The 26,270-nt window shown below is 73.2% G+C and carries 25 protein-coding genes, 1 tRNA gene and 1 pseudogene; 15 read left to right on the plus strand and 12 right to left on the minus strand.

Features of this window, described 5'->3' with window-relative positions:
• Nucleotides 1-99: 99 nt before the first annotated feature.
• Nucleotides 100-172: transfer RNA gene (locus ACZ5WK_RS16670), tRNA-Arg, on the minus strand.
• Nucleotides 173-367: 195 nt separating this feature from the next.
• Here ACZ5WK_RS16670 and ACZ5WK_RS16675 point away from each other — a divergent pair.
• Together ACZ5WK_RS16675 and ACZ5WK_RS16680 are read left to right on the plus strand one after the other, a co-directional pair.
• On the plus strand, nucleotides 368-1,909 hold the full coding sequence (locus ACZ5WK_RS16675) for a glycosyltransferase family 39 protein (protein WP_465548149.1): 1,542 nt from the start codon (nucleotides 368-370) through the stop codon (nucleotides 1,907-1,909).
• A 128-nt stretch (nucleotides 1,910-2,037) separates the two neighbouring features.
• Nucleotides 2,038-2,928 carry a YhjD/YihY/BrkB family envelope integrity protein gene (locus tag ACZ5WK_RS16680; RefSeq protein WP_465548150.1) on the plus strand — a complete coding sequence of 297 codons (891 nt, stop codon included), beginning with the start codon at nucleotides 2,038-2,040 and terminating at the stop codon, nucleotides 2,926-2,928.
• A gap of 92 nt (nucleotides 2,929-3,020) precedes the next feature.
• On the opposite strand, the gene ACZ5WK_RS16685 is transcribed toward ACZ5WK_RS16680, so the two are convergent.
• Nucleotides 3,021-5,426 (minus strand): hypothetical protein, encoded by a 2,406-nt coding sequence (locus ACZ5WK_RS16685; protein WP_465548151.1) that lies wholly within the window; start codon nucleotides 5,424-5,426, stop codon nucleotides 3,021-3,023.
• 298 nt (nucleotides 5,427-5,724) lie between these two features.
• On the opposite strand from ACZ5WK_RS16685, the gene ACZ5WK_RS16690 reads away from it, so the two are divergent.
• From ACZ5WK_RS16690 to ACZ5WK_RS16700, 3 genes are all read left to right on the plus strand, one after another.
• Nucleotides 5,725-6,474 carry a GOLPH3/VPS74 family protein gene (locus tag ACZ5WK_RS16690; protein ID WP_396324500.1) on the plus strand — a complete coding sequence of 250 codons (750 nt, stop codon included), beginning with the start codon at nucleotides 5,725-5,727 and terminating at the stop codon, nucleotides 6,472-6,474.
• A gap of 655 nt (nucleotides 6,475-7,129) precedes the next feature.
• Nucleotides 7,130-7,993: a helix-turn-helix domain-containing protein gene (locus ACZ5WK_RS16695; protein ID WP_465548152.1), complete on the plus strand. Its 864-nt coding sequence runs from the start codon at nucleotides 7,130-7,132 to the stop codon at nucleotides 7,991-7,993.
• Entirely contained in the window at nucleotides 7,990-8,199 is a 210-nt protein-coding gene (locus tag ACZ5WK_RS16700) for a DUF397 domain-containing protein (RefSeq protein ID WP_396324502.1), read from the plus strand. Before ACZ5WK_RS16695 ends, ACZ5WK_RS16700 begins: the two co-directional genes overlap by 4 nt.
• A gap of 279 nt (nucleotides 8,200-8,478) precedes the next feature.
• Here the strand turns inward: ACZ5WK_RS16700 and ACZ5WK_RS16705 are convergent, their stop codons facing one another.
• Nucleotides 8,479-9,594 (minus strand): ADP-ribosylglycohydrolase family protein, encoded by a 1,116-nt coding sequence (locus ACZ5WK_RS16705; RefSeq protein WP_465548153.1) that lies wholly within the window; start codon nucleotides 9,592-9,594, stop codon nucleotides 8,479-8,481.
• A 124-nt stretch (nucleotides 9,595-9,718) separates the two neighbouring features.
• On the opposite strand from ACZ5WK_RS16705, the gene ACZ5WK_RS16710 reads away from it, so the two are divergent.
• Entirely contained in the window at nucleotides 9,719-9,904 is a 186-nt protein-coding gene (locus tag ACZ5WK_RS16710) for a hypothetical protein (RefSeq protein ID WP_465548154.1), read from the plus strand.
• A 35-nt stretch (nucleotides 9,905-9,939) separates the two neighbouring features.
• Here the strand turns inward: ACZ5WK_RS16710 and ACZ5WK_RS16715 are convergent, their stop codons facing one another.
• Nucleotides 9,940-10,314, minus strand: a complete 375-nt coding sequence (locus ACZ5WK_RS16715; protein WP_465548155.1) for a hypothetical protein — start codon at nucleotides 10,312-10,314, stop codon at nucleotides 9,940-9,942.
• Between the two features lie 95 nt (nucleotides 10,315-10,409).
• Entirely contained in the window at nucleotides 10,410-12,980 is a 2,571-nt protein-coding gene (locus ACZ5WK_RS16720) for a bifunctional FO biosynthesis protein CofGH (protein ID WP_465548156.1), read from the minus strand.
• Between the two features lie 180 nt (nucleotides 12,981-13,160).
• On the opposite strand from ACZ5WK_RS16720, the gene ACZ5WK_RS16725 reads away from it, so the two are divergent.
• The 3 genes from ACZ5WK_RS16725 to ACZ5WK_RS16735 all read left to right on the plus strand — a co-directional run bounded on the left by ACZ5WK_RS16725 (nucleotide 13,161) and on the right by ACZ5WK_RS16735 (nucleotide 16,485).
• Nucleotides 13,161-14,423 (plus strand): LolA family protein, encoded by a 1,263-nt coding sequence (locus tag ACZ5WK_RS16725; protein ID WP_465548157.1) that lies wholly within the window; start codon nucleotides 13,161-13,163, stop codon nucleotides 14,421-14,423.
• A gap of 75 nt (nucleotides 14,424-14,498) precedes the next feature.
• The gene (locus tag ACZ5WK_RS16730) at nucleotides 14,499-15,575 is read left to right on the plus strand and encodes an ATP-binding cassette domain-containing protein (RefSeq protein WP_465548158.1); all 1,077 of its coding nucleotides are present in this window, start codon (nucleotides 14,499-14,501) and stop codon (nucleotides 15,573-15,575) included.
• Nucleotides 15,562-16,485 (plus strand): ABC transporter permease, encoded by a 924-nt coding sequence (locus ACZ5WK_RS16735; RefSeq protein ID WP_465548159.1) that lies wholly within the window; start codon nucleotides 15,562-15,564, stop codon nucleotides 16,483-16,485. The genes ACZ5WK_RS16730 and ACZ5WK_RS16735 overlap by 14 nt, the downstream gene beginning before the upstream one ends.
• 136 nt (nucleotides 16,486-16,621) lie before the next feature.
• Here the strand turns inward: ACZ5WK_RS16735 and rarD are convergent, their stop codons facing one another.
• Nucleotides 16,622-17,641, minus strand: coding sequence for an EamA family transporter RarD (rarD, locus tag ACZ5WK_RS16740; RefSeq protein WP_465548160.1), 1,020 nt, complete (start codon nucleotides 17,639-17,641; stop codon nucleotides 16,622-16,624).
• A 112-nt stretch (nucleotides 17,642-17,753) separates the two neighbouring features.
• Nucleotides 17,754-18,608: an SDR family oxidoreductase gene (locus tag ACZ5WK_RS16745; RefSeq protein WP_465548161.1), complete on the minus strand. Its 855-nt coding sequence runs from the start codon at nucleotides 18,606-18,608 to the stop codon at nucleotides 17,754-17,756.
• A gap of 236 nt (nucleotides 18,609-18,844) precedes the next feature.
• Here ACZ5WK_RS16745 and ACZ5WK_RS16750 point away from each other — a divergent pair, with 236 nt between their 5' ends.
• On the plus strand, nucleotides 18,845-19,183 hold the full coding sequence (locus ACZ5WK_RS16750) for a winged helix-turn-helix transcriptional regulator (RefSeq protein ID WP_396324561.1): 339 nt from the start codon (nucleotides 18,845-18,847) through the stop codon (nucleotides 19,181-19,183).
• 261 nt (nucleotides 19,184-19,444) lie between these two features.
• Here the strand turns inward: ACZ5WK_RS16750 and ACZ5WK_RS16755 are convergent, their stop codons facing one another.
• Complete coding sequence (locus tag ACZ5WK_RS16755) at nucleotides 19,445-20,218, minus strand: TetR/AcrR family transcriptional regulator (protein WP_465548162.1); 774 nt, start codon at nucleotides 20,216-20,218, stop codon at nucleotides 19,445-19,447.
• A 42-nt stretch (nucleotides 20,219-20,260) separates the two neighbouring features.
• Here ACZ5WK_RS16755 and ACZ5WK_RS16760 point away from each other — a divergent pair, with 42 nt between their 5' ends.
• Nucleotides 20,261-20,461, plus strand: coding sequence for a DUF6011 domain-containing protein (locus tag ACZ5WK_RS16760; protein WP_465548163.1), 201 nt, complete (start codon nucleotides 20,261-20,263; stop codon nucleotides 20,459-20,461).
• 33 nt (nucleotides 20,462-20,494) lie between these two features.
• Here the strand turns inward: ACZ5WK_RS16760 and ACZ5WK_RS16765 are convergent, their stop codons facing one another.
• A complete protein-coding gene (locus tag ACZ5WK_RS16765) occupies nucleotides 20,495-21,412 on the minus strand; it encodes a DUF6891 domain-containing protein (RefSeq protein WP_465548164.1) in 918 nt (305 codons plus the stop codon).
• Nucleotides 21,413-21,634: 222 nt separating this feature from the next.
• On the opposite strand from ACZ5WK_RS16765, the gene ACZ5WK_RS16770 reads away from it, so the two are divergent.
• Nucleotides 21,635-22,180: a hypothetical protein gene (locus ACZ5WK_RS16770; protein WP_465548165.1), complete on the plus strand. Its 546-nt coding sequence runs from the start codon at nucleotides 21,635-21,637 to the stop codon at nucleotides 22,178-22,180.
• 353 nt (nucleotides 22,181-22,533) lie between these two features.
• On the opposite strand, the pseudogene ACZ5WK_RS16775 reads toward ACZ5WK_RS16770, so the two are convergent.
• Nucleotides 22,534-22,635 (minus strand): annotated as a pseudogene (locus ACZ5WK_RS16775) (IS481 family transposase); the annotation flags it as partial.
• Nucleotides 22,636-22,738: 103 nt separating this feature from the next.
• Between ACZ5WK_RS16775 and ACZ5WK_RS16780 the strand changes: the two are divergent.
• The 3 genes from ACZ5WK_RS16780 to ACZ5WK_RS16790 all read left to right on the plus strand — a co-directional run bounded on the left by ACZ5WK_RS16780 (nucleotide 22,739) and on the right by ACZ5WK_RS16790 (nucleotide 24,507).
• Nucleotides 22,739-22,939, plus strand: coding sequence for a hypothetical protein (locus tag ACZ5WK_RS16780; RefSeq protein WP_465548166.1), 201 nt, complete (start codon nucleotides 22,739-22,741; stop codon nucleotides 22,937-22,939).
• Nucleotides 22,940-23,054: 115 nt separating this feature from the next.
• The gene (locus ACZ5WK_RS16785) at nucleotides 23,055-23,624 is read left to right on the plus strand and encodes a hypothetical protein (RefSeq protein WP_465548167.1); all 570 of its coding nucleotides are present in this window, start codon (nucleotides 23,055-23,057) and stop codon (nucleotides 23,622-23,624) included.
• Nucleotides 23,625-23,877: 253 nt separating this feature from the next.
• Nucleotides 23,878-24,507, plus strand: a complete 630-nt coding sequence (locus ACZ5WK_RS16790) for a class I SAM-dependent methyltransferase (RefSeq protein ID WP_465548168.1) — start codon at nucleotides 23,878-23,880, stop codon at nucleotides 24,505-24,507.
• 179 nt (nucleotides 24,508-24,686) lie between these two features.
• Here ACZ5WK_RS16790 and ACZ5WK_RS16795 read toward each other — a convergent pair whose 3' ends face one another.
• Together ACZ5WK_RS16795 and ACZ5WK_RS16800 are read right to left on the minus strand one after the other, a co-directional pair.
• A complete protein-coding gene (locus tag ACZ5WK_RS16795; RefSeq protein ID WP_465548169.1) occupies nucleotides 24,687-24,917 on the minus strand; it encodes a hypothetical protein in 231 nt (76 codons plus the stop codon).
• Between the two features lie 34 nt (nucleotides 24,918-24,951).
• Nucleotides 24,952-25,488 carry a glycine-rich domain-containing protein gene (locus ACZ5WK_RS16800; RefSeq protein ID WP_465548170.1) on the minus strand — a complete coding sequence of 179 codons (537 nt, stop codon included), beginning with the start codon at nucleotides 25,486-25,488 and terminating at the stop codon, nucleotides 24,952-24,954.
• Nucleotides 25,489-26,270 lie beyond the last annotated feature (782 nt).

Raw genomic sequence — 26,270 nt, forward strand, 5'->3', positions numbered from 1 at the left:
GCCCGCCCGTCCTCCTCGGGATGTACGCCGCCCCTGACGGAAAAAGCGGGGAGCCCCGGACCATGGCGGTCCGGGGCTCCCCTCGGGTCGTTCCCACTGTGCCCCAGGCAGGATTCGAACCTGCGACACCGGCTTTAGGAGAGCCGTGCTCTATCCCCTGAGCTACTGAGGCGCGCTCGGTGGACAGCGTACCGGATCGGGGATGGGGCGGGCGTTGAGGTTTCCGCGATGCGCGGGTGACCGGGGAGGCGCGTGCGGCGGGGGGCGGGGCCGGTACCCAGAGGGGCGACTGCCGACTGGGCGTCAGGGGACGTCCAGTAGCCTGCGAGGGACTGCCCAGCACCCGTACGACCACGAAGGCCGCCCGATGAGACCAGCTGCCGCCCCGCACCCGGCTCTCCGCCTGCTCGGGCAGGTCTGGCTGTGGCCCGCGCTGGCCATGCTCTGCGTCGGCGGGTACCGGCTCGGGACGCCCGAGCTGTGGCGGGACGAGGTGTCGACCTGGACCGCGGCGACCCGGCCGCTCGGCGACCTGCTCAGGCTGCTCCAGCACATCGACGCCAGCAACGGTGCCTACTACCTGCTGATGCACGGCTGGACCACGGCGGCCGGCGACTCCGTGATCGCGCTGCGGCTGCCCTCGGTGCTGGCGATGGCCGGCGCGGCGGCGTTCGTGGCGCTCACCGCGCAGCGGCTGTTCGGGGGCCGGGTGGCGGCGGTCGGTGGCGGGCTGCTGTTCGCCGTGGTGCCGCTGATCTCCCGGTACGCCCAGGAGGCCCGCTCGTACGCGCTGGTGACCTGTGCGGTCGCCGCGGCGACCTGGTTCCTGCTGCGCGCGCTGGAGCGGCCGGGGCTGCGGCGCTGGGCGCCGTACTGCGTGGCGATGGCGATGGCCGGGGCGGGCCACCTGATCTCGTTCAGCACCGTCGCCGGGCAGGTGGCGGTGGTGCTGCTGCACCTCTGGCAGACCCGCGGCGCGGTGCAGCGGCGGCTGCTCTGGCAGTTCCCGGCGGCGGTGGCCGTGGCGGCGCTGCCGGCGGTGCCGGTGCTGCTGCTGGGCAGCCGGCAGTCCGGGCGGCAGCTGGGCTGGATCGGCACGCCGTCCCTCTACCAGCTGCGCCACTTCGGCGAGCCGCTGTTCGGCTCGGCCGGGGTGTTCCACACCTTCCTCCTGCTCGCCCTGCTGGCGCTGGCGCTGCCCGGGCGGCGGCTGCCCGCACTGCAGCTGCTGCTGCTGGCCGTCCTGCCGGTGGTGTCCGTCTGGCTGGTTTCGCGGGGCAGCACCTCGTACTTCGTCGACCGGTATCTGCTGTTCACCGTCCCGGCCTGGGCGGCGCTGGCCGGCGGCGGGGTCCGGGCGGTGTACACGACGCTGGCGGCGGCGGCCCGGCGCAGCCGGACCCCGGGGCAGGTCCGGGCCGCCGGGGTGCTGGTGGCGGTCGGGCTGCTGGCGGTGCCCGCGCTGGTGGCGCTGCCGAAGCAGTCCTCGGTGCGGGACGCCGGCTCGCACTCCTTCTCCCGCGAGCCGTACCGGGCGGCCGCCGAGCTGATCGCGGCCGGCTACCGGCCCGGGGACGGCCTGGCGGCCCCGCTGGGCAACCAGAGCTGGTCGATGGTCGGGCCGGGCGTCTCCTACTACCTGCCGGCGGACGTCCGCCCGTACCCGGTCTTCGTCGAGCAGAGTGCGGAGCAGGCGGAGGACCTCTTCCCCTCCGTCTGTCCGCGGCCGGACGAGTGCGTCGGGCAGGGGCAGCGGATATGGCTGCTGGTGCTCGGGGACACCACCGAGCCGCTGGCCGCCATGCCCGACGACCAGGCGCAGGCGCTCCGGGCGCGGTACGGCGCACCGGGCCGGGTGACCCCGCTCGGCGGCGTGACGCTCGCCGTGCTGGAGCGCACCGCCGGCTGACGGGCCGGCCGCGACGCTCGCCGCCTCCCGGATGCGGGTGCGCGGGGGCCGGGCGACCATGGAGCACGGCGATCAGGGCGCCTCCGCCCTGCGGCCCACGGCCGCGACAGCCCCAGGAGGACGAGCCCGTGAGCGAGCAGCCGGCCGGGCGGATGGCCCGGCTGAGGAAGCGGTCGGCGGAGCTGGCCCGCTACGGCCGCGGGCTGCCCGAGCACGTGCCGCTGGTCGGCCGGGCCCTCGGCCAGCTGCTCCGGGTGAACCTGCTGGACAGCGCGACCCGGCTGGCCGCGCAGGCCTTCCTGAGCGCGCTGCCCGCGCTGTTCGTGGTCTCGGTGTTCGCCCCGGCCGCGCTCCGCAACGGCATGGCGACCTCGCTCCGCAAGGAGCTGGGCCTGCAGGGCGCGGCCCAGCAGTCGGTCCAGCAGTTGCTGCAGACCAGTCACGAACAGGAGACCGGCGTCGGGGTGCTCGGCGCGCTGGTGACACTGCTGTCGGCGACGGCGCTGAGCCGGGCGATGCAGCGGGTCTGCGAGCGCTGTTGGGAGCTGCCCAAGTCGGGGACCCGGCTGGCGGCCTGGCGCTGGCTGGTCTGGCTGGTGGTCTGGCTGGCCTACCTGGTGTGCCAGACCCCCGTGCGGGAGGGCTTCGGGCTGGGTGCCTGGCTGGGGATCCCGCTGGCCTATCTCCTCACGACGGCCATCTGGTGGTGGACGCAGCACCTGCTGCTGGTCGGCCGGGTGCGCTGGCTGCCGTTGCTGCCGGGTGCGCTGCTCTGCGGGGTCGTGGTGGGCGGCCTGGGGATCGCTGCCCGGGTCTACCTGCCCCGGGCGATGTCGCGCAGCGTGGCCCAGTTCGGACCGTACGGGGTGGTCTTCACCAGCCTCTCGTGGCTGATCGTGGCCTTCACCGGGCTGACGCTGGCGATCGCGCTGGGCCGGGTGGTGTCCGAGGAGGAGATGGTGGCCCGCCGGCTGGGCACCCGCACCGAGCCGGGCCGTTGGGGCGGCGCCCGGCTCTGACACCGCGAGGCCGCCGCCACCGGAAGCACCGGAAACGCCGACGGGGTGGGAGGCCGGCCGGCCTCCCACCCCGTCGTCCCGAGGCGGGTCGCTCAGAGCAGGCGGGTGATGCGGGAGAGGATGGACGGCGGCGCCAGGTCGGACTTGAGGAGCACCGGGACCTCCGTCCGGTTGTCGCCCGCGCCCACGCTCAGCGTGCCGACCTGGGTACCGGCCTTGGCCTGGTGGCCGAGCTTCGCCGGGTCCAGGGTGAGGGTGCCGGTGATGCCGGGGAAGCCGGCCGCGGTGAGGTCCTTGCCCGCGACGACCGGGACGGTACCGCCGAGGCCGTTGTCGACCCGGCCGACCACGTCGCCCTGCTTGGCCAGGGTCTGCCCGGTCACCCCGTTCTGGGCCGCCTGGACCTGCTTGCCGCTGACCTTCAGCACCGTCGGGAGGATCCCGTCGGTGACCGCGGGGGAGGTGGCCGGCTGGCCCAGGGTGACGCCGAGGATCAGCCGCTTCACGCCGCCGATCTCCTTGTACGCGGCCCACATCAGGCAACCGCCGGCCGGGGTGCTGGACCCCGTCTTGACGCCGATGACCCCGGTCTTCGCGTTGATCAGGGTGTTGGTGTTGTAGATCTTCTGCCCGTTGAAGGTGGTGTCCGGGGTCGAGACGATCTGCCGGAAGATCTCGTCCTGCATCGCCTGCTCGGCCAGCTTCAGCTGGTCCTTGGCGGTGCTCTTGGTGTCCGGGCTGAAGCCGGCCGGGTCGGTGTAGACGGTGTTGGCCATGCCGAACTTGGCGGCGGCGTCGTTCATCTTCTTGACGAACGCGTCCTCCGAGCCGACGTCCCACCGCGCCAGCAGCCGGGCCACGTTGTTGGCCGACGGCAGCATCAGCAGCTCCAGTGCCTGGTACTGGGTGAGCTGCTGGCCCTCGGTCAGGGTGACCCTGGACTCGTCGGTGTTGCCGGACTCCTGGGCGGCCTGCTTGTCGATGGTGATCTTCGGGCCGCTCTCCCCCTTCTTCAGCGGGTGCGACTGCAGGATCAGGTAGGCGTTCATCACCTTGGTGACGCTGGCGATCGAGGCCGGCGTCTCCGGGCCGGAGCTGCCGAGGCTGCCGACGCCGACCACCTCGGCCGCCGACTGCCCCTTGGCCGGCCAGGCCAGGTCCAGCGGGTCGCCGCCGAAGCTGAAGCTGCCCGAGGCGGTCATCTTCACCTTGGTGTCCGGCAGCGGGCGGAGCAGCTGGGCGACCACGACCGCGCCGAGCACGACGGTGAAGAAGACGGTCCAGATGGTGATCCGCTTGAGCGCGCGGCGCAGCGGCGAGACCGGGCGGGCGTTGAGCGCCGCCAGCACGTCCATCGCCTCGGCGGTCGTCGCCGGCCCGAGCATCGGCTGGGTGAGGCTCAGCAGGTCGGGGCCCGCCAGGGGTTCGGTGGTGGCCGCCTCCGGGTTTCGCGACGCATCCGGGCGCGACGTGTCCACCCGCGACGCCTCCGGGCGCGGCGCGTCCGGAGCGGGCAGCGGCTCCGGCTTCGGCAGCGGCGGGGCCGGCGGCAGCGGCTTCGGGTCGGGGGTGGGGAGCGGCTCGGGCGCGGGGGCCGGGCCGGGCTTCGGGGCCGGAGCGGGCTTCGGCAGCGGCTCGGGCGTCGGCTCCGGCTCGGGGAGGGGCGCCGGCTCCGGGTGCGGCTCGGGCACCGGCTTGGGCACGGTGCCGGCGCCGGATCCGGGGGCGGCGGGGAGCGCGGCGGCGGCCTTCGCGGAGAGGGGCTTCTCCAGCTTCTCCGCCTTCGCCTGCTCCGGCTGCTGCTTCCCCGACTGCCTCTCGACGGGCTTCCCCGGCTGCGGCTCGGCCGGCTTCTCGACGGGCTTCTCGACGGGCTTCTCGACGGGCTTCTCGATGGGGTTCTCGGCCTTCGCCGGCTCTTCGTCGTCCACGGGCTGCTCGGCCGGCGCGGCAGTCCGAAGGGCGAGACGCGGGTCGGGACGGGACGAACGGCCGGCGGCTCCGACGGGCTCCTCCCCCTTCACCGGCGAACGGTCGGCGGCATCGCCGGACCCTCCGTCAGCTGCGGCTTCGTCACGCTTCGGGGCGGGCGTGGTGAGCTCCGGCGGCAGCCTCAGGGCCGTGGTCGCATTGTCGACGGGCAGCCGGATCATCGTGGTCTTCGTGTCCACATCCCGGACCCGGAGCTGCACGGTCGAGCCGGCAGCGGTCGTTCCGGACGGCACCTCGACCGGCGCGCCGTCGGCAGCGTCCGCGGCGGCGTCGGCACGGTCGGCGGCATCCGAGACATCGGCGGCGTCGGCGACGTCCGTAGCGGCGTCCGTAGCGGCCGCATCGCCGGCCGCATCGGCAGCGGCGCCGTCGGCCGGGCCGGCCGAAGCAGCCGTCTCCTGCACACCGTCACCCCCGGCCGGGCGTTCCCGCTCCCCGCCCCGTTCCCCGTCCTGCTCGCGCGCCCGATCGCCGTCCCGCAGCACCCTGTCGGGGGACTCGCCCACGTAACCCAGCCTCCTCAACGACCGGCGGGGCACCGGCAGACCCGATTTCGGGAAGCCGACGCCCCGCCCCGTGTACCTGTACAGTCTCCGCCACCGACGGAGGTTCCGGCCGCCCACACCCCGCCCGACCGGCGGTTATTGCCGCCGCACGGCCGCACTGCGGCCCGTTCACCGCTCAGACGCCGGGCCTGGCGCCGCCGGTTCCCCGCTTCGTACGCAAGGTCACGATTCGGAGGCGTACTCGACAAGCCCGTGTGAGAGGCGTCACGCTGTTTCCCATCCACGCGGGGAGGCTTGGATGGGCAAGAGCCGCAGAACTGTTCCCGAGGAACTCTTGCTGCTCGCATTGGACCCGACCACGGGTACCACGGCGCAGCCGCAGACCCTCGACCTCGGACTCGCCGGGGCACAGCTCGTCGAGCTGTCCCTGGCCGGACGGATCGTCCCGGAGGGCGACCGGATCGCCGTCGTGCTGCCAAGGCCGACCGGCGACCCGACACTGGACCACGCACTGGAGTTGCTGCGCCGACGCGGCAGTCCGGTCCGTGCCGCGCACTGGATCGGCGGGCCCCGGCTGGGACTGCGCCAGACCTATCTGGCGCACCTGGAGAGGTGCGGCATGGTCACGGCCGTGCCGGGCCAGGTGTGCGGGGTGCTGCCGACGACGCGTTACCAGGCGTCCGACGACTGCACCAACGCCGCGATCAAACAGCGACTGGACACCGCGATCCGCACCGGCGTGCCGCCGGACCCGCGGACCGCCGCACTCGCCGCCCTGGCCCATTCGGTGGGCCTGGGCAAGCATCTGTACCCGGGCAACGAGGGCCGGTCCTCGCGGTCCCGGCTGCGCGACCTGATCCGGTACGACCCGCTGAACGGGATGGTCGCGCACGCCGTCATGGACGTGCAGAACGGCCTGCCGTCCCAGCAGAACCGTTCACCCCAGGGCGGCGGCGCCCCGGCCGGTGCGGGCCACCCCGGCCAGCGCACGGCGAGCCGCAGCGGGTCCGGCGGCCGGGTCGTGGCGCCACGCGTGGGCGTCCGCTGACGCGGCCGGTCCGGGCAGCGCAACCCCAGGAACCACCGCACCGCAGCACCAGAGCACCGCAGCACCAGAGCACCGCAGCACCAGAGCACCGCAGCACCAGAGCACCGCAGCACCAGAGCACCAGAGCACCGCAGCACCAGAGCACCGCAGACCGCACCGCACCGCGCCGCAGAACAGGAACCGCAGCATCGCGGGAACCGCAGGACGGCACCGCGTGCGGCACGGCGCCGGCCGCACCGCTCACGCCGCCACCCGGCGGAGAGCAACCAGCAGCACGGAGGGGCGGTCGCCCGCGACGGAAGTCGCCGGGCGGCCGCCCCTCCGCCGTCCCCGAGGGCGGCCGGACCGCTCCGCGGAGCCGGGCCCGGGCCACCTCGGCACGTGCCGCCAGCACATCCGCGGGCGTCGGCGGCGCCCGCACCGCCATCACAGAACTACCGGATCGAGCCGCAGAGCCGCCTTACCACTCCGGGGTGCCCGCTGTCTCTCAGAAGCGCTTTTCCGATGATCTGTTCTACTGCGCTCCTGTGATTCCCCGGCGCCGACCTGATCCAAGGTGACATGCTGCTCCAAGTCAGGGGGGTTGGTCCCAATTTCCACAGTGTTCCGAGGACTGCCGTTCCAACGATCACCAGAGGTCCGGCCGGAGGTCGACGTGTCCGCGAACATCAATCCCACCGTGCGCCGCAGGCGCCTGGGCTCCGAACTGCGCAAGCTGCGCGAGGGCCTGGCCATGACGGCGGAGGAGGTGGCCGGCCGGCTGATGGTCTCCCAGTCGAAGATCAGCCGCCTGGAGAACGGCCGCCGCAGCATCAGCCAGCGCGACGTGCGCGACCTCTGTGACGTCTACAACGTGACCGACGAGGCGATGCGCGCCAGCCTGATGGAGATGGCCCGGGAATCCCGGCAGCGCGGCTGGTGGCACGACTTCAACGACATGCCGACCCCCTACAGCGTCTACATCGGCCTGGAGGCCGAGGCCTCCTCGATCCGCGCCTACGAGTCCTCGTTCGTCCCCGGCCTGCTGCAGACCGAGCAGTACGCCCAGGCCGTGGTCGAGGGTACCCAGCCGGACACCGACGCGCTCGCCGTCCAACGCCGGGTGCAGGTCCGGATGAAGCGCCAGGACCGCGTCAACGGCGAGAACCCGCTCGGCAGTCTCTGGACCGTCATAGACGAGGCGGTCCTGCGCCGCGAGGTCGGCAGCAAGGCCGTGATGGCCGATCAGCTGAAGCACATGCTGGAGCTGAGCCAGCGCTCGAACATCACCATCCAGGTGATCCCCTTCGCCCACGGCGCCCATCCCGGCATGACCGGGACATTCTCCCTGCTCGAGTTCCCCGAGTCAGCCGATTCCACGGTTGTCTACTTCGAAGGGGTGACGAGCGATCTCTACCTGGAGAAGGACGCGGACGTGCGCCGCTATACCAGTCTCTACGACCACCTGCGGGCGGCCGCGCTCGGGGTGGCCGAGAGCCGGTCACTGATAGCCAACATTGAAGAGGGATACCACGTATGAGCACCACCTTCGAGAACGGGACGGCCTGGCGGAAGAGCAGTCACAGTGGCGGCAACGGCGCCTGTGTGGAGATCGCCACGCCGGCCGCGGACGCGGTGGCGGTCCGGGACTCCAAGGACCCACAGGGCCCGCAGCTGCACTTCTCGGCCGAGGCCTGGAACGCGTTCGCCAGCGCCGCCGGAGCAGGGGTGTTCGGCGGCTTCTGAACCGACTCCACCGTTCTCGGCCCGGTTGCCCGTAGCGGTGCCCGTCACCCTCCCCCGGTGGCGGACACCGCTACGGGCACCTGCGTGTCCGGGGCGTTCGAGGCGGCGGGGCACTCCCCGCGGCAGACCGCGGGCCGGGGACAGAACGATGAACCGGCACCGGGCGAGCGCCGGCGCCGACCGGGGAGCAGGGACCGACCGGGGACCGGGGAGCGGCACCCAACGAGGGCCGGCACAGGCCGGGGCCGGCGCCGGACGGGAACCCGGCACCCAACGGGGTCAGCGCAGTACGGGGTAGCGCGCGGACCAGGCCGCGCCCTCCGCGGTGTCCGGGCCGTGCAGCTCCGACCCGTGCATGAGCTCCAGGACGAAGTCGTCGGCAAGCTCCAGCAGCGCCCCGCGCCCCTCCAGGCCGGCCACCAGGCCGGACGGCAGCGCGGTGTCGCCGTGCAGCACACCGAGCAGGTTGCCGCAGATCGCGCCGGTGGAGTCGCTGTCCCCCGAGTGGTTCACGGCCAGGAGCAGGCCCGAGCGGATGTCGTGGGCGACCAGCGCGCAGTACAGCCCGATCGCCAGCGCCTCCTCCGCCACCCAGCCCTCCCCCAGGGCCTCGACCCGCTCGGCCGACGGCTCCCCGGCCCGGACCGCGTCCAGCGCCGCCCGCAGCGCCGCCGTGGTCTCCTCGTGCGCCGGCCGCTCGGAGAGCAGGGCCAGGGCCAGGTGGACGCCCTCCTCCAGCGTCCCGCCGCGGGCCGCGGTCTGGACGATCACCGCCAGCGCGCCGGCCGAGAGGTAGCCGGTGGGGTGGCCGTGCGTCAGTACCGAGCACTCCACCGCCAGCTGGAACACCAGGCCGGGCTCCCAGGTGGTGAGCAGCCCGAACGGCGCCGCCCGCATCACCGTGCCGCACCCCTTGGAGTGCGGGTTCTTGGGTGCCTCCAGGGTGCCGAGGCGCTCGGCGTCCGGCCCGGAGAGGCCGGAGAGGCAGGCCTGGCCGGGCGCACGCTGGGCGTACAGCCACTCCTCGCGGCCGAGCCAGCCGAGATCGGCCCGCCGCTCGTCCGGGCCCCAGTCCCGCTGGGTGGCGGACCAGCGCAGGTAGGCGAGGTGGAGGTCGGTGGGCGGGTGCCAGCTGCCGGTGTCCCGGCGGATGTGGGCGCGGATCAGCCCGTCCACGGTGAAGAGCACCATCTGGGTGTCGTCGGTGACCGCTCCGAGCCGCCCGTACGCGGGGACGTAGCCGGTGACGCCCTGCGGGCCGTGCACCGCCCTGATCTTCTCCAGCGACTCGAACTCGATGCCCGCACCGAGCGCGTCACCGATCGCGCCGCCGAGCAGACAGCCCCGCACCCGGCTGCGGAAGTCCTGCTGCTGTGCGCGTGACCACAGTGGCATCACGACGGGGCGCCTTTCGTCCGGGAAGGGGGGCGGCGCGACCCGGGCCGGTCGCGCGCCCTCGCACTGTATTCGAATGGCTGAACAAGTCGAGGGGTTCGGTGGAACAGCAGTCTTCAACAAAATGTTGCTGCCGGGTCGTGCGCCGTCCACGGACCACCGCCCCGGACTGCCTACCGTCCCGGCCCATGACCTCTCCCGCACCCGCCTGGCCACCGCGCCCGCCCTGACCGGCGCACTGACCCGCGGCACCCCGGCGCTCGCCGTCGCCGCCCCGGCCCGCTCCCGCAGCCTGCTGCTCGTCGGCTGAGGCCGCCGGCCGTGGGGCGGCCGCCCCACGGCCGCTCAGAACCCGCAGGTGTTCCCGTTGGTGTGGTCGACGGCCAGCATGTCGACGGCGGTGTACGTCTCCAGCAGACAGAGCAGCCCCGCGAGGGAGGCGACCACGACCGCCGTCCCCATCAGACCGGGCCGCCGCCGGGCCGCCACCGCCAGCCACGTCGTCCCCGCCGCGCCCACCAGGCTCGCCGCCGGCGCCCCGATCGCCGCGGCCCACACCGCCACGGGCAGGGAGGCGACCGCGTGGCAGACGTCCCCCGCCAGGTCCCGGTGGGTGTCGTGCGCGTACGTCGCGAGCGCGAACCCCAGCACGGCCAGCAGCAACGCCGCCCCGACCACGCCCCACCAGCCGGCGCCGTCCCCGACCGCCGTCCTCCGCACCGCGTCCCCCCTCGTCGTGGCGGCCCCGTCCGGCGGCCGCCACGACGAGGACGCGGCCACCGGCGCCCCGGTTCCGTCCCCCGCCCCGGCGGCGGTCAGTCGAGCACCGGCAGCAGCTCCGGCAGGTGCCCGTCCGAGGCCAGGGCGGCGGCCTGCCGTTCGGCGGGCACCTCACCGTAGGTGGTGGTGCGCTGCCGGTGCGGGCGGCCCGCCGCCTCGGCGATCGCCCGGAGGTCCCGGACCGACTTGTAACTCCCGTACGCCGAGCCGGCCATCCGCGAGATGGTCTCCTCCATCAGCGTGCCGCCCAGGTCGTTGGCGCCCGAGCGGAGCATCTCGGCCGCGCCCTCGGCGCCCAGCTTCACCCAGCTGGTCTGGATGTTGGGGATGTGCGGGTGCAGCAGCAGCCGGGCCATCGCCACCACCGCGCGGTTGTCCCGGGCGGTCGGCCCGGGCCGGGCGATGCCGGCCAGGTAGACGGGCGCGTTGGTGTGGATGAACGGCAGCGTCACGAACTCGGTGAAGCCGCCGGTGCGCTGCTGGATCTCCGCGAGCAGCCGCAGGTGTCCCAGCCAGTGCTGCGGGGTGTCGACGTGCCCGTACATCATGGTGGACGAGGAGCGGATGCCCAGCTCGTGGGCGGTGGTGACGACCTCCACCCAGGTCGAGGCCGGCAGCTTGCCCTTGGTGAGCACCCAGCGGACTTCGTCGTCCAGGATCTCGGCGGCCGTGCCCGGGATGGTGTCCAGGCCGGACTCCTTGGCCTGCTGGAGCCAGTCACGGATGGAGAGCCCCGTCCGGGTCGCCCCGTTGACCACCTCCATCGGTGAGAAGGCGTGCACGTGGATGCCGGGCACCCGCTTCTTCACCGCCCGCGCGATGTCGAAGTAGGCGGTGCCGGGGAGGTCCGGGTGGATGCCGCCCTGCATGCAGACCTCGGTGGCGCCGACCTCCCAGGCCTGCTCGGCCCGGTCGGCGACCTGCGCCAGCGAGAGCGTGTAGGCGTCCGCGTCGGTGCGGCGCTGGGCGAAGGCGCAGAATCGGCAGCCGGTGTAGCAGACGTTGGTGAAGTTGATGTTCCGGGTGACGCAGTAGGTGACGTCGTCCCCGACCGCCGAACGCCGCACGTCGTCGGCGATCCGGCAGAGCGCGTCCAGCGCCGGGCCGTCCGCGTGGAACAGCGTCAGCGCCTGGTCGTCCGTCAGCCTCGCCGGGTCGTCGGCGGCCACCGCCAGGGCCTCGCGGACGTCACCCGTCAGCCGCTCCGGCACCGGGAGCGAGGCCTGCTCGCGCAGCACCTCCCAGTCCCCGTAGACGTCCTCGAAGTCGGCGCGGCGGTCGCCGGTGCGGCCCTCGGTGTCGATGGTGGCGTGCAGGTCCGTGCGCCCGTACGAGGCCGGGAGGTCCTCCGGCTCCTGCCAGGGGTGGCCCTGGACCACCGCGTCCGGGCGGGCCAGGCCGGTCTCCGGGTCGGACAGCGCCCGGACGTGCGGCAGCACCCGCGGGTCCAGCCACGGCTCGCCGTGCCGGACGTACTCGGGGTAGACGGCGAGCCGCTCGCGCAGCTCGAAGCCGGCCGCCGCCGACTCCTCCGCCAGCCGGTCGATCTGCGGCCAGGGGCGCTCGGGGTTCACGTGGTCCGGCGTCAGCGGCGAGACCCCGCCCCAGTCGTCGATCCCGGCACCGATCAGCCGCCGGTACTCGCCGTCCACCAGGTTCGGCGGCGCCTGCAGACAGGCGGACGGGCCCATGATGTGCCGGGCGACGGCCACGGTCGCGACCAGCTCGTCCAGCTCGGCGTCGGGCATGCCGCGCATCGCCGTGTCCGGCTTGGCGCGGAAGTTCTGCAGGATCAGCTCCTGGATGCCGTGGTAGGCCCGGGAGACCCGGCGCAGCGCGAACAGCGACTCGGCGCGCTCCTCGTACGTCTCACCGATGCCGATCAGGAGCCCGCTGGTGAACGGCACCGAGCTGCGCCCGGCGTCCTCCAGCACCCGCAGCCGGACGGCCGGCTCCTTGTCCGGCGAGCCGTGGTGCGGGCCGCCGGGCTCGCTCCACAGCCGGGTGGCGGTGGTCTCCAGCATCATGCCCATCGAGGCCGAGACCGGCTTGAGCCGCTGGAAGTCCGTCCAGCTCAGCACCCCGGGGTTGAGGTGCGGCAGCAGGCCGGTCTCCTCCAGGATGCGGATGGACATCGCCCGGACGTAGGCAATGGTGTCGTCGTAGCCGTGGGCGTCCAGCCACTCGCGGGCCTCCGGCCAGCGGTCCTCGGGCTTGTCGCCGAGCGTGATCAGGGCTTCCTTGCAGCCGAGTTCGGCGCCCCGGCGGGCCACCTCCAGCACCTCGTCCGGCGACATGAACATCCCGTGCCCGGCCCGGCGCAGCTTGCCGGGGACGGTGACGAAGGTGCAGTAGTGGCACTTGTCGCGGCAGAGCCGGGTGAGCGGGATGAAGACGCTCTTGGAGTAGGTGATGACGCCGGGCCGGCCGGCCGCTTCGAGGCCCGCGTCCCGCACGCGGGCCGCGCTCGCACAGAGATCCAGCAGGTCCGCACCCCTGGCTTGGAGCAGCACCGCAGCCTCGGCCGCGTCCAGCGCGACACCGTCCCGGGCACGGCGCAGGGCGCGCCGCATCGCGTTCGCAGTCGGGGTGTTGGTTGCATCCATGGCGCGACCCTACGCCAGTTCTCGTACATCCGGAGGAGCCAACCCTGAGGAGGTATCAGGGTCGGCTGCGCCCATAGTGCGACCCCTATCTGGCCCTGGAGAGCGATGACTCGGGCCGCCCGGGGCCGTGTAATGGAGGGGCAGAGGCAGTCAGTCACGGTGATGGAGGGGTAGGACGACATGACGGACGACACGGCGACTGAGCGGGACCAGGACGGCGCCGCGGTGCCGTACCGGGCGGGGCGGCGCACGGCGGTGCGGGTCGCGGTTCCGGTGGCGGTGGCGGCGGTGATCGCCGCGGGCGTCGGCCTGGTGCCGGCGCTCGCGGCCGACTCCCCGCCGGACCTGCCGACACTGTCGGCGGAGCAGGTGGTGGCGAAGGCCCTCGGCTCGCAGGCGCAGACGCTCTCGGGCACGGTCTCGGTCTCCGCCGACCTCGGGGTGCCGAGCCAGCTGCTCGGGGCCGGTGCCGGGCTCTCGGCCGGTGGCGGAGTGGGCTCGGGCGGCACCGGCGGCACCAAGCCGTCCGCGGCCTCGCCGGAGGCCAAGCTGACGCAGCTGCTCGGCGGCGAGCACACCCTGCGGGTCGCGGTGGACGGCCCGGACCGCCAGCGGATCGGCCTGATCGAGCAGCTGGCCGGGTACGAGGTGGTCCACAACGGCGACCAGGTCTGGGCCTGGGACAGCTCCAGCAACGAGGCCGTCCACCTGACGGCCCCGCAGGGCTCCCGCCCCGACGGCCACCCCGGTGGCGGCCACCCCGGCAAGGCGCCGCTGACCGAGGTTCCGGCCACCCCGCAGGAGGCCGCCCGCCAGTTCCTCACCGCGGGCGCGGGCACCACGGCCGTCACCGTGGACGGCACGGCGACCGTCGCCGGGCAGAAGGCGTACCAGCTCAGCGTGAAGCCCACCCAGTCCGGCTCGACCATAGGCGAGGTCCGGATCGCGGTGGCCGCCGAGAACGGCGTGCCGCTCGCCGTGCTGGTCAAGGGCGCCGACGGCGGCAAGGTGTTCGACATGCACTTCACCGAGGTGTCGTTCGCCAAGCCGGCCGCCAAGACCTTCGACTTCACGGTGCCCAAGGGCGCCAAGGTGACGGAGCAGAAGGCGGGAGACGCGGCCGAGGCGCCGTCCGGGGCGGAGGCACAGAAGGCCGCCGACGGCCTGAACGTGGTCGGCGAGGGCTGGACGGCGGTGCTGAGCGCCACGCTGCCCACCGGCGACGTCAGCGTCCCGGCCGAGGGCGGGCACGGCAAGCACGGCAAGGGCGGTCCGGCCCAGCTGCAGAACCCGCTGGCGCTGGCGAAGTCGCTCGGCAAGCCGGTCAAGGGCGGCTCGCTGATCAGCACCAAGGTGCTGAACGTGCTGGTCACCGACGACGGCCGGGTCTTCGCGGGCGCGGTGACGCTGCCGGTGCTGCAGAGTGCGGCCGGGGTGAAGTAAGTGACCCAGGCTCCCGTAACGGGGGACGTTACGGAGCCGGCCGGGGGCCGGGGCGCTGCTGCGCGCCCGGCCCCCGTGGCCGTTCCCGCCTCCCCCGCCTCTCCTTCTCCCGGCGCTTCCGGCGCTTCCGGTACTCCTGACGCTTCCGGTGCCCCTGGCGCTTCCGGGTCTCCCGGCGCTTCCTGGTCCCCCGGCTCTCCTGGCTCCCCGACCGACGACGTGATCAGGACCCGAGGGCTCACCAAGCGGTTCCGCGGCGGCCAGCTCGCCGTGGACGGGCTGGACCTGACCGTCCCCCGGGGCTCGGTCTTCGGCTTCCTCGGCCCCAACGGCTCCGGCAAGACCACCACCATCCGGATGCTGATGGGCCTGATCGCGCCCACCGCGGGCGTCGCCACCGTGCTCGGCGAGCCGATGCCGCAGTCCGTCGGCACGGTGCTGCCCCGGGTCGGTGCGCTGATCGAGGGCCCGGCGCTGTACGGCTTCCTCTCCGGACGGGACAACCTGGCCCGGTTCGACGCTGCCGATCCGACCGCCGATCCGCGCACCCGCAAGCAGCGGGTCGCCGAGGCGTTGGAGCGGGTCGGCCTGACGGCCGCCGCGGGCAAGAAGGCCCGGGCCTACTCGCTGGGCATGAAGCAGCGGCTCGGCCTCGCCTCGGCCCTGCTCCAACCGCGCGAGCTGCTGGTGCTGGACGAGCCGACCAACGGCCTCGACCCGCAGGGCATGCGGGAGATCCGGGCACTGGTCCGCGAGGTCGCGGCCGAGGGCACGACGGTCTTCCTCTCCTCGCACCTGCTGGACGAGATCGAGCAGGTCTGCACCCACGCCGCGGTGATGTCGCGCGGCCGGCTGGTGGTGCAGGGCACCGTCGCCGAACTGGCCGCCCGGGCCCAGGGCCGGCTCGTCGTCCGGACGCCGGACGTGGCCATGGCCGCCGAGGTGCTGACCGCGCACCAGGTCGCCGACCTGCAGAAGGGCGAGGATCGGGTGGACGGCGGGCTGGACGCGCCGGCCGACGACGTCCTCCCCCGGATCTGCGCGGCGCTGGTCGCGGCCGGGGTGCGGGTGCACGGCTTCGGTGTGGAGCGGGGCACGTTGGAGGACGCCTTCGTGGCGCTGACCGGGGAGGGCTTCGATGTCGCGGGCTGAGGTGGCGAACAGCGCCGTGGCGGGCGGTGCCGTGGCGGGCAACGCCGGGGTCCCGGGTGTGCCGGTGGCCGGGCGCCGGGCGCAGACGGCGGCCGGGTTCCTGGCGCTGTTCCGCAGCGAGCTGCTGCTGACCTTCCGCCGGGTGCGGACCATGGTGCTGCTGGGCATCCTGGCGGTGCTGCCGGTCCTGATCGGCGTGGTCGTCAAGATCGAGACGGACGGCCCGCGCGGCGGTGAGGGCCCGGCGTTCATCGCGCAGGTGACCCACAACGGCCTGTTCCTGGTCTTCACCGCGCTCGCGGTGGCACTGCCGATCTTCCTGCCGATGACGGTCGGCGTGGTCGCCGGGGACTCGGTGGCCGGCGAGGCTGCCGGCGGCACACTGCGCTACCTGCTGGTCGCCCCGGCCGGGCGGACCAGGCTGCTGGCCGCCAAGTTCACCGCCGGGCTGGTGTTCTGTTTCGCCGCGACGGCAGCCGTCGCCCTGGCGGCACTGGCCACCGGCGCGGCGCTGTTCCCGCTCGACGACGTCACGCTGATCTCCGGGGAGACCATCGGCCTCGGCTCGGCGCTGCTGCGGGCGGTGCTGGTCGCGATCGTGGTGGCCGCCTCACTGGCCGGACTCGTCGCGATCGGGCTCTTCATCTCGACGCTCACCGGCAGCGGCATCGCGGCGATGGCCGCCACCGTCGGCCTGGTGATCACCATCCAGATCCTGGACAGCTTCCCGCAGCTGCACGCGATCCAGCCGTTCCTCTTCACCCACCACTGGCTGAGCTTCGGTGACCTGCTGCGCGAACCGATGTACTGGGACGGCGTGCTGAAGAACCTCGGGTTGCAGGGCGTGTACGTCGCGGTCTTCGGCTCTGCCGCGTGGGCCCGCTTCACGAGCCGGGACATCACGGCCTGACGTCCGTTCCCCGGCCGGCGGCCCCTTCCGGGGTGGCCGGGGAGTCGTGGTCAGGCCGTCCGTTCAGCCGGGGCCGGCCGTCGTCGGCGGGCCGGGCGGCGGGTTCAGCAGGCGGCGGGTTCAGCGGGCGGCGGGTTCAGCGGGCGGCGGCCGGGGCGGTGGCGGGTCCGGCCGTGCCCGGTCCGGTCATGCCCGGTCCGGCCGTCGTGGAGGCGGCCGCCCGGGCCAGGGCCGCGGCGCGCTCCACCCGGTCGGCCCGCACCCGGCGCAGCGCGTCCCAGGTGAGCAGCACCAGCGCCGCCCAGACCAGGGCGAAGCCGGCCCAGCGCGCGGGCGGCATGGACTCGTGGAACACCGCGATGCCGATCAGGAACTGGAACACCGGCGCCAGGTACTGCAGCAGCCCGAGCACGGTGAGCGGGACCCGCACGGCCGCCGCGCCGAAGCAGAGCAGCGGGATCGCGGTGATCACTCCGCTGAGCATCAGCAGCCCCGAGTGCCCCCAGCTGTACGAGCCGGCCACCGTGTGCCCGAGGGTGCCGCGGCCGCTGAACTCCAGGTAGACCAGGTAGCCGAGGGCGAAGGGGAACATGAAGGCGCTCTCGGCCGCCAGGCTCTCCAGCCCGCTCAGCCCGACCTTCTTCTTCAGCAGCCCGTAGGTGGCGAAGGAGAGTGCCAGGGTCAGCGCGATCCACGGCAGCCGGCCGTACCCGACGGTCAGCACCACCACCGCGAGGGCGCCGATCCCGACGGCCGCCCACTGCGCCGGCCGCAGCCGCTCCTTCAGCACCAGCACGCCGAACCCGATGGTGACCAGCGGGTTGATGAAGTAGCCGAGGCTGGTCTCGACGACGTGCCCGGCATTGACGCCCCAGATGTAGACGCCCCAGTTGACCGAGATCACGGCGGCGGCCGCGCCCAGCATGGCGAGCCGGCGCGGCTGGCGCAGCAGCGGGCGTATCCAGCCCCAGTGCCGCTGGACGAGCAGCAGCAGCGCAACGGCGACCAGCGACCAGACCATCCGGTTGGCGAGGATGTCGTCGGCCGCGCCCGGCTCCAGCAGCGGCCAGAACAGCGGGAAGAGCCCCCAGATCCCGTACGCGGCCACACCGAACCAGAGCCCTCGGCCGGCCTCCTGCTGGGTTGTCTCTGGCATTGCCGGCCTGCCCTCCGCGCGCACGTGTGTCGAGCCGACGGTAGCGGGCACGGGGGCAGGCTGTCATCTCCGTACGAGCATTTTGGTCATGACAGCGGAGGGACCGGGAACCTCAGGCGGTGAGCGCGGCGCGCACGGTCTCCGCCAGCGGGACGGTCGGACGGCCGATCAGCCGGGCCAGGTCGCCGGTGCGCAGGCCGAGTTCGCCGCGCGCGATGGCCGCGTCCGTGTCCACGAAGACCTCCGCGAACGCCTCCGGCAGACCCGCCGCCACCAGCCGCTCGACCTGCTCGGCCGGCTCGACCTCGCGGTACACCACCGGCCGGCCCGAGGCTGCGGAGAGCTCCGCCGCGTACTCGCCCATGCTCCAGTCGGCGTCGCCGCTCAGCTCGTACACACCGCCCTCGTGCCCCTCGCCGGTGAGCACCGCGACCGCGGCGTCGGCGTAGTCCTGGCGCGGGGCGGTGGCCACCCGACCGTCCCCGCCACTGCCGAAGACCTCCCCGCGCTCCAGGCTCCCGGCCGCGGTCGCGGTGTAGTTCTCGGTGTACCAGCCGTTGCGCAGCAGCGCGAAGGGCAGGCCGGACTCCCGCAGCACCGCCTCGGTGGCGATGTGCTCCTCGGCGATCCGGAACGTCGCCGCCGGGCCGCCCAGCACGCTCGTGTACGCCAGCAGCCCGGCCCCGGCCGCCTTCGCCGCGTCGATCACCGCGCGGTGCTGCGCCACCCGGCTGCCGAACTGGTTCCCGGAGATCAGCAGCACCCGGTCGCCGGCCGCGAACACCCCGGCGAGCGTCTCGGGCCGGCCGTAGTCGGCCTCGTGCACCCGCACGCCCCGGGCGGCCCAGGCGGCGGCCTTGTCCGCCGAGCGGACGACCACCGCGATCTCGTCCGCCGGGGCGGCAGCCAGCAGCCCCTCCACGACCAGCCGGCCGAGCTGTCCGGTGGCACCGGTGACGACGTACATGTGCTGCTCCCTGGGGTTTCTCACCGCGCGTCCGGGGTCCTCGCCGCGCGTCGGCTTCGAGAACTCACCCTAGGGAGGGCACTAACTTCTGGATAGTACGCACTTCAAAGTAGGGTACTGACATGAAGGTAATGGCAGAAACGTCATCGGCCTCGTCAGCCTCGTCAGCCTCATCGGCCCCGTCAACCTCGCCGGCCTCGTCGTTCCTCGACAGAGCGCCCGACATCTACGACCGCATGTGCCCGTCGCGCGGCGTCCTGGAGCACGTCACCAGCCGTTGGGGCGTGCTGGTGCTGGTCGCGCTGCGCGAGCGCGGCTACCGCTTCAGCGAGCTGCGCCGCCGGGTGTCGGGCGTGAGCGAGAAGATGCTCGCGCAGACCCTCCAGACGCTGGAGCGCGACGGCTTCGTCCTGCGCGAGGCCCACCCGGTGATCCCTCCCCGGGTCGACTACAGCCTGACCCCGCTCGGACTGGAGGCGGCCGAGCACGTCTCCGCGCTCGCGCACTGGGTGGAGGAGCGGATGTGCGGCGTCCGGGCCGCCCGCGAGGAGTACGACGCCCGGCCGCCCCGCTGAGCCGGGCGAGCACGGAGGCGCGGGTGGGACGGCGGTGCGGGCGAGCACCGCGACGCCGGCCGGGTCGGCGGCACCGGCGGCCACGACGGGCGGGGCGCGGCCCCGGCGGGGCGCGGCCCGGCCCGGACGCCCGAGCGGGCACGCACCGGGGGTTTTATGCAGACCGGTCTACCTATGTAGACCGGTCTGCATATACCGATCGGTCTACAGATTCACCGCGCGGCAAGCCGACGCGCAGCCAAAATAGGTAGGCCGGTCTACTTACTCCCCCTGCGCCGCGATCAGCGCCGCGAATCCGTCCAGCACCCGGGCGAGTCCGAACGCGTACGCGTGGTCTGGGCTGTACGCGCCGCCGTGGGCCTCGCCGGCCGCGGAGCCGACGCGCGCGGCGACCGGGAACCGTTCGGGGTCGAGGACGCGGGCCAGCAGCTCGGCGTTGGCGGCCCACCACTGGGCGTCGCTCATCGCACTGTCCTGCTCGGCGGCACGCTCGTCGACGGCCATCCGGGCACAGGTCTGCACGAAGCCCAGCAGGTGGGTGAGGGCCGCGTCCAGCTCCACGTCCGCCAGACCCGTCCCCTCCAGGGCACGCAGCTCGTACTCGTACTTGGCCATCACCCCCGGCCCCAGCGGCGGGCGGCTGGTGGAGACCCCCGCCACCCAGGGGTGCGCCCGGTAGAGCGCCCGGTTGTCGTCGGCCACGGCGGTGACCCGGGCCCGCCAGTCCTCGCCGGCGGGGGCCGTGCGCGGCATGGTCGCGTAGACGGTGTCCAGCATCAGGTCCAGCAGTTCGGCCTTGCCCGGCACGTAGGTGTAGAGCGCCATCGGGGAGACGCCCAACTCCTGGGCGACCCGCCGCATCGTGACGGCGTCCACGCCCTCCGCGTCGGCCAGCGCGATCGCCGTCGCGGCGATCTCCGCCGGCGACTTCGCCTGCCGGGGCCCGCGCCGGCCCGGCTTCTCCCCCGCCGACACGCCCCAGAGCAGCGCCAGCGTGCGCGCCGGATCTCCTGCACTGCTGCGCTCACTCGCCATGGGGAGATCCTTTCACGGCCGAGCCCGGCTACCGTCTAGCCCATGACCGCCCCCGACCCCCTCCCCGGCACGGACGCCCCGGAGGTCCTCCGCCCCCGGGTCACCTGCCGCCGCTGCCACCGGCCGCTGCACGACCCCGAGTCCCGGATGCTGCGCCTCGGCCCGGAGTGCCGGGACCCGGCGGAGCGCGTCGCCCGCCACGAGGTCGAGCAGGACACGCTGCCGGGGCTGGACGGCCGCTGAAGCCTGCTGAAGAAGGAAGGCCGTGCGTGAGCTCTAGCCGACCAGGCGGCGGCGCCAGTCCAGGGGGGTGACGGTGACGGCCTGACCCGGGTCGCCGTCCCACTCGGTGTGGAAGCCGCCCGCTTCGAGGGCGGCCACCACCTCGTGGCCGATGGCCGCGGTGGTCTCGGACGAGCCGTCGAAGCCGCCGTAGAGCAGCGTCAGGCCGTGGCCGGCCGCGGCGGCGTCCGTGCACTGGGTGTGGAAGTAGACGAAGCCGCGGGCGTCCGGCCCGCCTTCGCCGCCGATCTCGGACTGCCCGCAGCTGCGGCAGCAGGTGAAGTTCTCGCGGGCGGTGATGCCGGTCTCCTGCAGGGCGGCGAACACACGGGTGAGCCGCTCCGGGTCGGTCTCGCCCTGCCACTGCGCCTGCTCCGCGACGCGCTCCAGCCACAGCCGGTCGGCCAGCACCTGCGCCTGCTCGCGCGAGACGGGCCGGCGGTCCTTGGTGACCAGGTAGTCCTCGGCGAGCTCGGCCAGTTCGGCGCGGGAGGCGTAGCCGCCGGCCAGCACCTCGCGGACACGCTTCTCCAACTGCCTGCGGTCGTCCTCGTCCAGGTCGAGCGCCGGCACCTCGCGCGTGGGGCCCAGGTCGAGCAGCGACCAGACCGGACCGGAATCCCAACCGGCCTCCTGCCGGGCCCAGCCGGTCAGCACCGCGACCACGACCTCGGGACCGTCGGCCGGCGTCCGGAAGTGCCGGTCGGAGGAGCCGTCGCGGTACTCCAGCGTGTACTCCCCGCCGGACTCGTGCCAGACCTGCGCGAAGACGTCGGGCAGGTCGGGAACCCGCTGGATCACCAGGAACCGGTCACCGTCGCCGCCGATCCGGCGGACCAGCCCGGCCAACTCCTCCGCGGACAAGCGGACATGCCGCTCCCTGTTCTCCGTCTCGACCACGATCTCAAGCACACGCAGACTCTGGCACACCCCCCTGACAGCCACCATCCGGGGATCACCTCCTCGGGCCTCGGGCCTCGGGTCAGGGTCCCGTCTCCTCCTCCGGGGGCGCACCCCGGCCCGACGCTCCCTCGGCGGGGGGAGACGGTCCGCCGGTGCAGACGATGGATCCGGTCGTCCGCTGCGCGATCGTCGAGGGGTCGGTAAACCCCGTTCCCACCGCAGGAGTTCACGATGTCCCGCCGCCACCTGTCGAACACGACCGCAGCCGCCGCGCCCCGCTGGGCCGTGTGGACGGCGTGGGCCACCGTGCTGTGCACGGTCCCCTCGTGCGTGTGGCGGCTGGCGTTGGGCTTCGGGGCCGACGTCGGCTTCACCGGCAGGCTCGGCGAGCTGTACACCGGTCCGGCGATCATGGTTTACGTGCTGGTGCTGTCGGTCGCGTCGCAGGCGGCGGCCTGCCTGACGCTGGGCCTGGTCCGGCCGTGGGGCGAGCGGGTCCCGCACTGGGTTCCGGGGCTGGGCGGCCGGCGCATCCCGCGGGCGGCGGCGACCGTCCCCGCCGGGCTGGGCGCTGCGGCCGTGACCGCGCTCTGCGCCGCGGTCACGCTGATCCCCGGCGGCCCTCTGGACAACCCCGACTTTCCCCGGGGCACCGCCGGCCTGGTGATGGACGCCTGCTACGCGCCGCTGCTGCTCTGGGGCCCGCTCGTAGCGGCGCTCACCGTCGCCTACGCCCGGCGTCGCCGCGCCGAAGCGGCGGCACCGACAGCGGAGTGAGCACCGGCAGCGGAGTGAGCGCCGGCAGCGGGACCGAACGCCGGAGGGCGCAGCCGGGCCCTCCCCGCCACCACCACCCGCTGCCGCTGCCGCTGATCAGCTCCTACGCCAGCGGCCCGACCTGGGTCGTCACCGTGGACGGCGCATCGGACGTCGGCGCGACGCTGCGGGCGTCGGCGATCTGTTCCACGGCGCCGCACACCCAGGTGTTCAACGGGCCGGTCGCGGTTCCGGCGCGGAGCCAGCAGGCCTTGCAGGCCCTGTGCCCGCCCGGCCAGTACGCCACCGGAGGCGGCGGGCACGTCGACCTCGGCGTCCTCAGCGTCGAGGAGTCCTTCGCCACCGGGAACGACCTAGGTGTACTGACCCGTGAGGTTGGGGACGCGGCTGGCGGATGGTTTGCCTGCGAGTGCGGTGTGTCCGCGGTGGTGATTGTAGGTGTGGAGCCAGTCGGGGTAGGCGTCGCGTCGTTCTTGCTCGGTGCGGAAGGTCGGCGGGTGGGGCCCGAGGAGCTTCCGCGATCCGTGGGCGATGACCTGCGGCGCGTGCGGGGCCGCCATGACACCGTTGCTGACGATCAGCTCCGGCGACTCGGACGGGACATGGGCGCCGCTGGAGGAGCAGGGCGTGCCGGCAGACGCGGAGGCCCGGCGCGACATCGACGACCCGGTCATGGTGCAGATCGGCCGGGGCTACAGCCTGCAGCTCTACTTCTGCCCGACGTCCTTCGACCACCCGCACCTCGACGTCATGCAGTAGCCGGCGGTCGGCCTCGCTGCGAGCACTGGAACGTTGCCCCGCAGGCCTGTTGGGGATCGGACGGTGAGCATCCCCGCCGTCCCGGCGCGACAGCCCAGGGCGTAGTGTGCGCGAAGTGAACGAACTGATCTTCCGGGCCAAGGACCGGTACCGTCCGTCCTGGTCGCACCTCCTGATGACGCTCGTCATCTTCGGCCTCGAAGGCTCCTTGGCCGTCGTCAAGATGGGTCCCACGGCCGGCGCTTGGCTGATCGGCGGGACGATTCTGCTCCTGATACCCCTCGGCTGCGTCACGTTCCGGAGCTGGTCCTCGGTCGGCCCAGCCGGAATAACCATCTGCTGGGGCCTCGGGCGCGGCCGCACCTACCCGTGGCACGAGGTCCAGTGGATCGACGTGCGGAAGATCGAGAGCCAGACCGGCGACTCGCAGGCGGCCCGGATGTTCCTCACGAGCGGGCGGCGCCGCTCGCTCCCCGGGCTCCAGAACAGCGACATGTACCCCGACTCCGAATTCGACGTCGACTTCCAGCGCGTCGTCAACTGGTGGGAACTGAGCACGGACGAGGCTGCTCGGATCCGGCCGCAGAAGCAGTTCCGGGACCGGATCTCGCCAACGGTGCTCGGCCTCCTCGTCGCGGTCCTCATCGCGGTCGTCGCCGGAGCCGTCTTCGTACTGATGCACTAGGACTGCCTGACACATGATCATCTGGCTGGTTCGCGGAGCCGGGGGATCAGGTAGGCCCGGACCAACGGCCGCGCGGTAGCGGTCGGCGAGGTTGCCGAAGCGCAGGGCGATCGCCCGGAACCGCTCAAGGCAGGCGAGTGGCCGGTCCTCCCCGGGAGCGGCCGAGGGCCTGGCTCCGCTCCCACGCCGCGTCCGTCACCCCACCTCGACCTGCCACAAGACCGATCATCAGACCGGCCTTAGAGTGCTTCCCGTGGCGGATCATCAGGACGAGACCAGGGCGGCCTACGACGGGGTCGTGGAGCTGTACGCATCACTGTTCGCGGACGGGCTGGAGGGACGGCCGTTCGCCCGGGCCATGATCGGCACCTTCGCCGAACTGGTGCGCGAAACGGGCAACCCGCGGGCAGCGGACGTCGGGTGCGGGCCCGGACATCTGACGGCCATGCTGCACGAACTGGGCCTGGACGCCTTCGGACTCGACCTCTCCCCGGGCATGGTCGACCACGCCCGGCGGGCCCATCCGGCGCTGCGCTTCCAGGAGGCGCGGATGGAGTCCCTGCCGGTCGAGGACGGCGCGCTCGGCGGCGTACTGGCCCACTACTCGATGATCCACACCCCGCCGGGGGAACTGCCGGAGCTGCTCGCCGAGCAGGTGCGCGTCCTTGCACCGGGCGGCCTGCTCCTGGTCTCCTTCTTCGGGACCGACGGACCGGAGCCGGTCCGATTCGACCACAAGGTGACGCCTGCCTTCAGCTGGCCGGTGGACCGCCTCGCCGAACTGCTGGCCGACGCCGGGCTCGTTCCCTTCGCCCGGCTGCTCCACGACCCGGCCTCCGAACGGGGCTTCCTCGACGCTCACCTGCTGGCCCGCCGTTCGTAGGGCCTGTACAACGATGCCCGCACGGCAACGCCACGTGTTGTGGCGAGGCTTCAGCCGCCTATCTCAGGCGCGAGGGGTACGCCTTCACGGTGCCCCGGCGCGGCAGCTACGTGAAGGACCGCACAAAGGAATAGCCCCGCCCAGGCGAACCCGGACGGGGCCGTTTCGAGGGGCGCTGATCAGCGAGGGGTGGGAACGACGAATCCCCGCGCCGGACCACCGGTCTCACGGGACATACCGTTGACGACCGTCCGTACTTCGTCGGTGATGTCCCGCCGGGCGACGGGGTCACTGCTGTCGTACACCCGCCATTGTCCGTCCGGATTGCCCAGATCTTCGGGGGACACGATTCCCCGAATGCCTAGCCGCCGAAGGGTGTTGGCCACTTGCTGGGCTTCCTTCTCGTCCACGTTTCCCGCCCTTTCGGAGTTCGGTGCGCCCAGGTTAGCGGGCGCTGCCGCCTCCACCTCCGCCCCCGTTGCAGTGCGACGCGCACCCGCCGGGGTTGATCGGTCCGCACCCGCCGGGCACCGGGGTGTGGGAGCAGTTCGCGGCCACGGACACCAGGGCGCGGGTCGGGCCGGTCCACAACTCGTGGTCCGGGGTGTAACCGGCCTCTTCGATGAGAGCCACGGTCCGGGCGAGCGCCTCCGCGTCGTGACGTGTCGGGTCGGGCCGCTCCGGGTAGTGGTGGACGAACCCGCCGATCTTGTCGCACAGTTCGGCGTACACGCGGGTGTGCAGGATGAGCGCGTGCCACCCCTCGTCCACGACGTTGGACGGCGTGACCCGCGCGTTGGGGAACGTGCGGGCGGTGGCGACGAACTTGAGCGCTTCGGTAACGATGCGCTCGGCCGTGCCCGTGGCCATACCGGGGTTGTTGTCCAGGACGGTGAAGGCAGCCCCGTCGAACTGCGCGGGGTCGAGCAGGTTGCGGACGACGGGGCCGGTGTCGCCGGGCGGACGTTCGGGCGTGGTCATACTGGTGTCTCCTCACATCGTGCGGAGTCCGGGCACCGATTGGTGGCCGGGTCGTGCGGTGTTGCGGAGCCCGCTCCGGTCGGCTGCCTGCCAGGGATAACCGGCCGGGGCGGGAGTCTTGGAGGGACCGTTTCAGTCGACTAGCTGTCCACAGGGGCAGCCGGCTGGAACGGGAGTCTCGCGGTAGCCGGCGGGCGTCCGACGCGGTTCCGCTCGTATTGGTTTTCGACCGTTGCTGCTGTCTCAGCGCACTTGAGCGCCCAGAAGACCGACTTGCCGTCATCCGTGGGGGTCCGGAACATGGCGAACGTCTCGCGGGTCGACCCGGTGATCGAGTCCTTCACGCGTCGCCGTGCGACGAACAGTCCCGCCCGGCCGTCCGTATGGACGTACCACTGTTGTAGCGACGGGAGAGCAAGGTCTTCGACGCACCCGCCCAGCTTCCGCAGAGGGCAGCCACAACCGGCCGCGCTCTCATCCGGATCGAACTCCGGGACGTAGACGGCGCTTTCAACGGCGTCGTACGGGTACGGCGCTTCCGGTTCGGCTGGCTGCCGTCTCAGGCGGGGCACGTCGGCTTGCCTTTCTGGTTGGCCGGGATCGGGCGCACGGGCTGCGGGGCCCGGAGCTGCCCAGCGCTGAGAAGGGGGACGTTCAACGCTGGGGTTGGTGCCCGTCTGAACGCGGGTTCCCCATGACTTCTTCGCGTCCGGGACAGGGGTCTAGAACGGCTTGCTCGTCGCCTTCTCATCGAGTCGCCGACGGAGCTTCATGCGGCAGGC

This window comes from Kitasatospora sp. NPDC032757, from assembly GCF_055579305.1.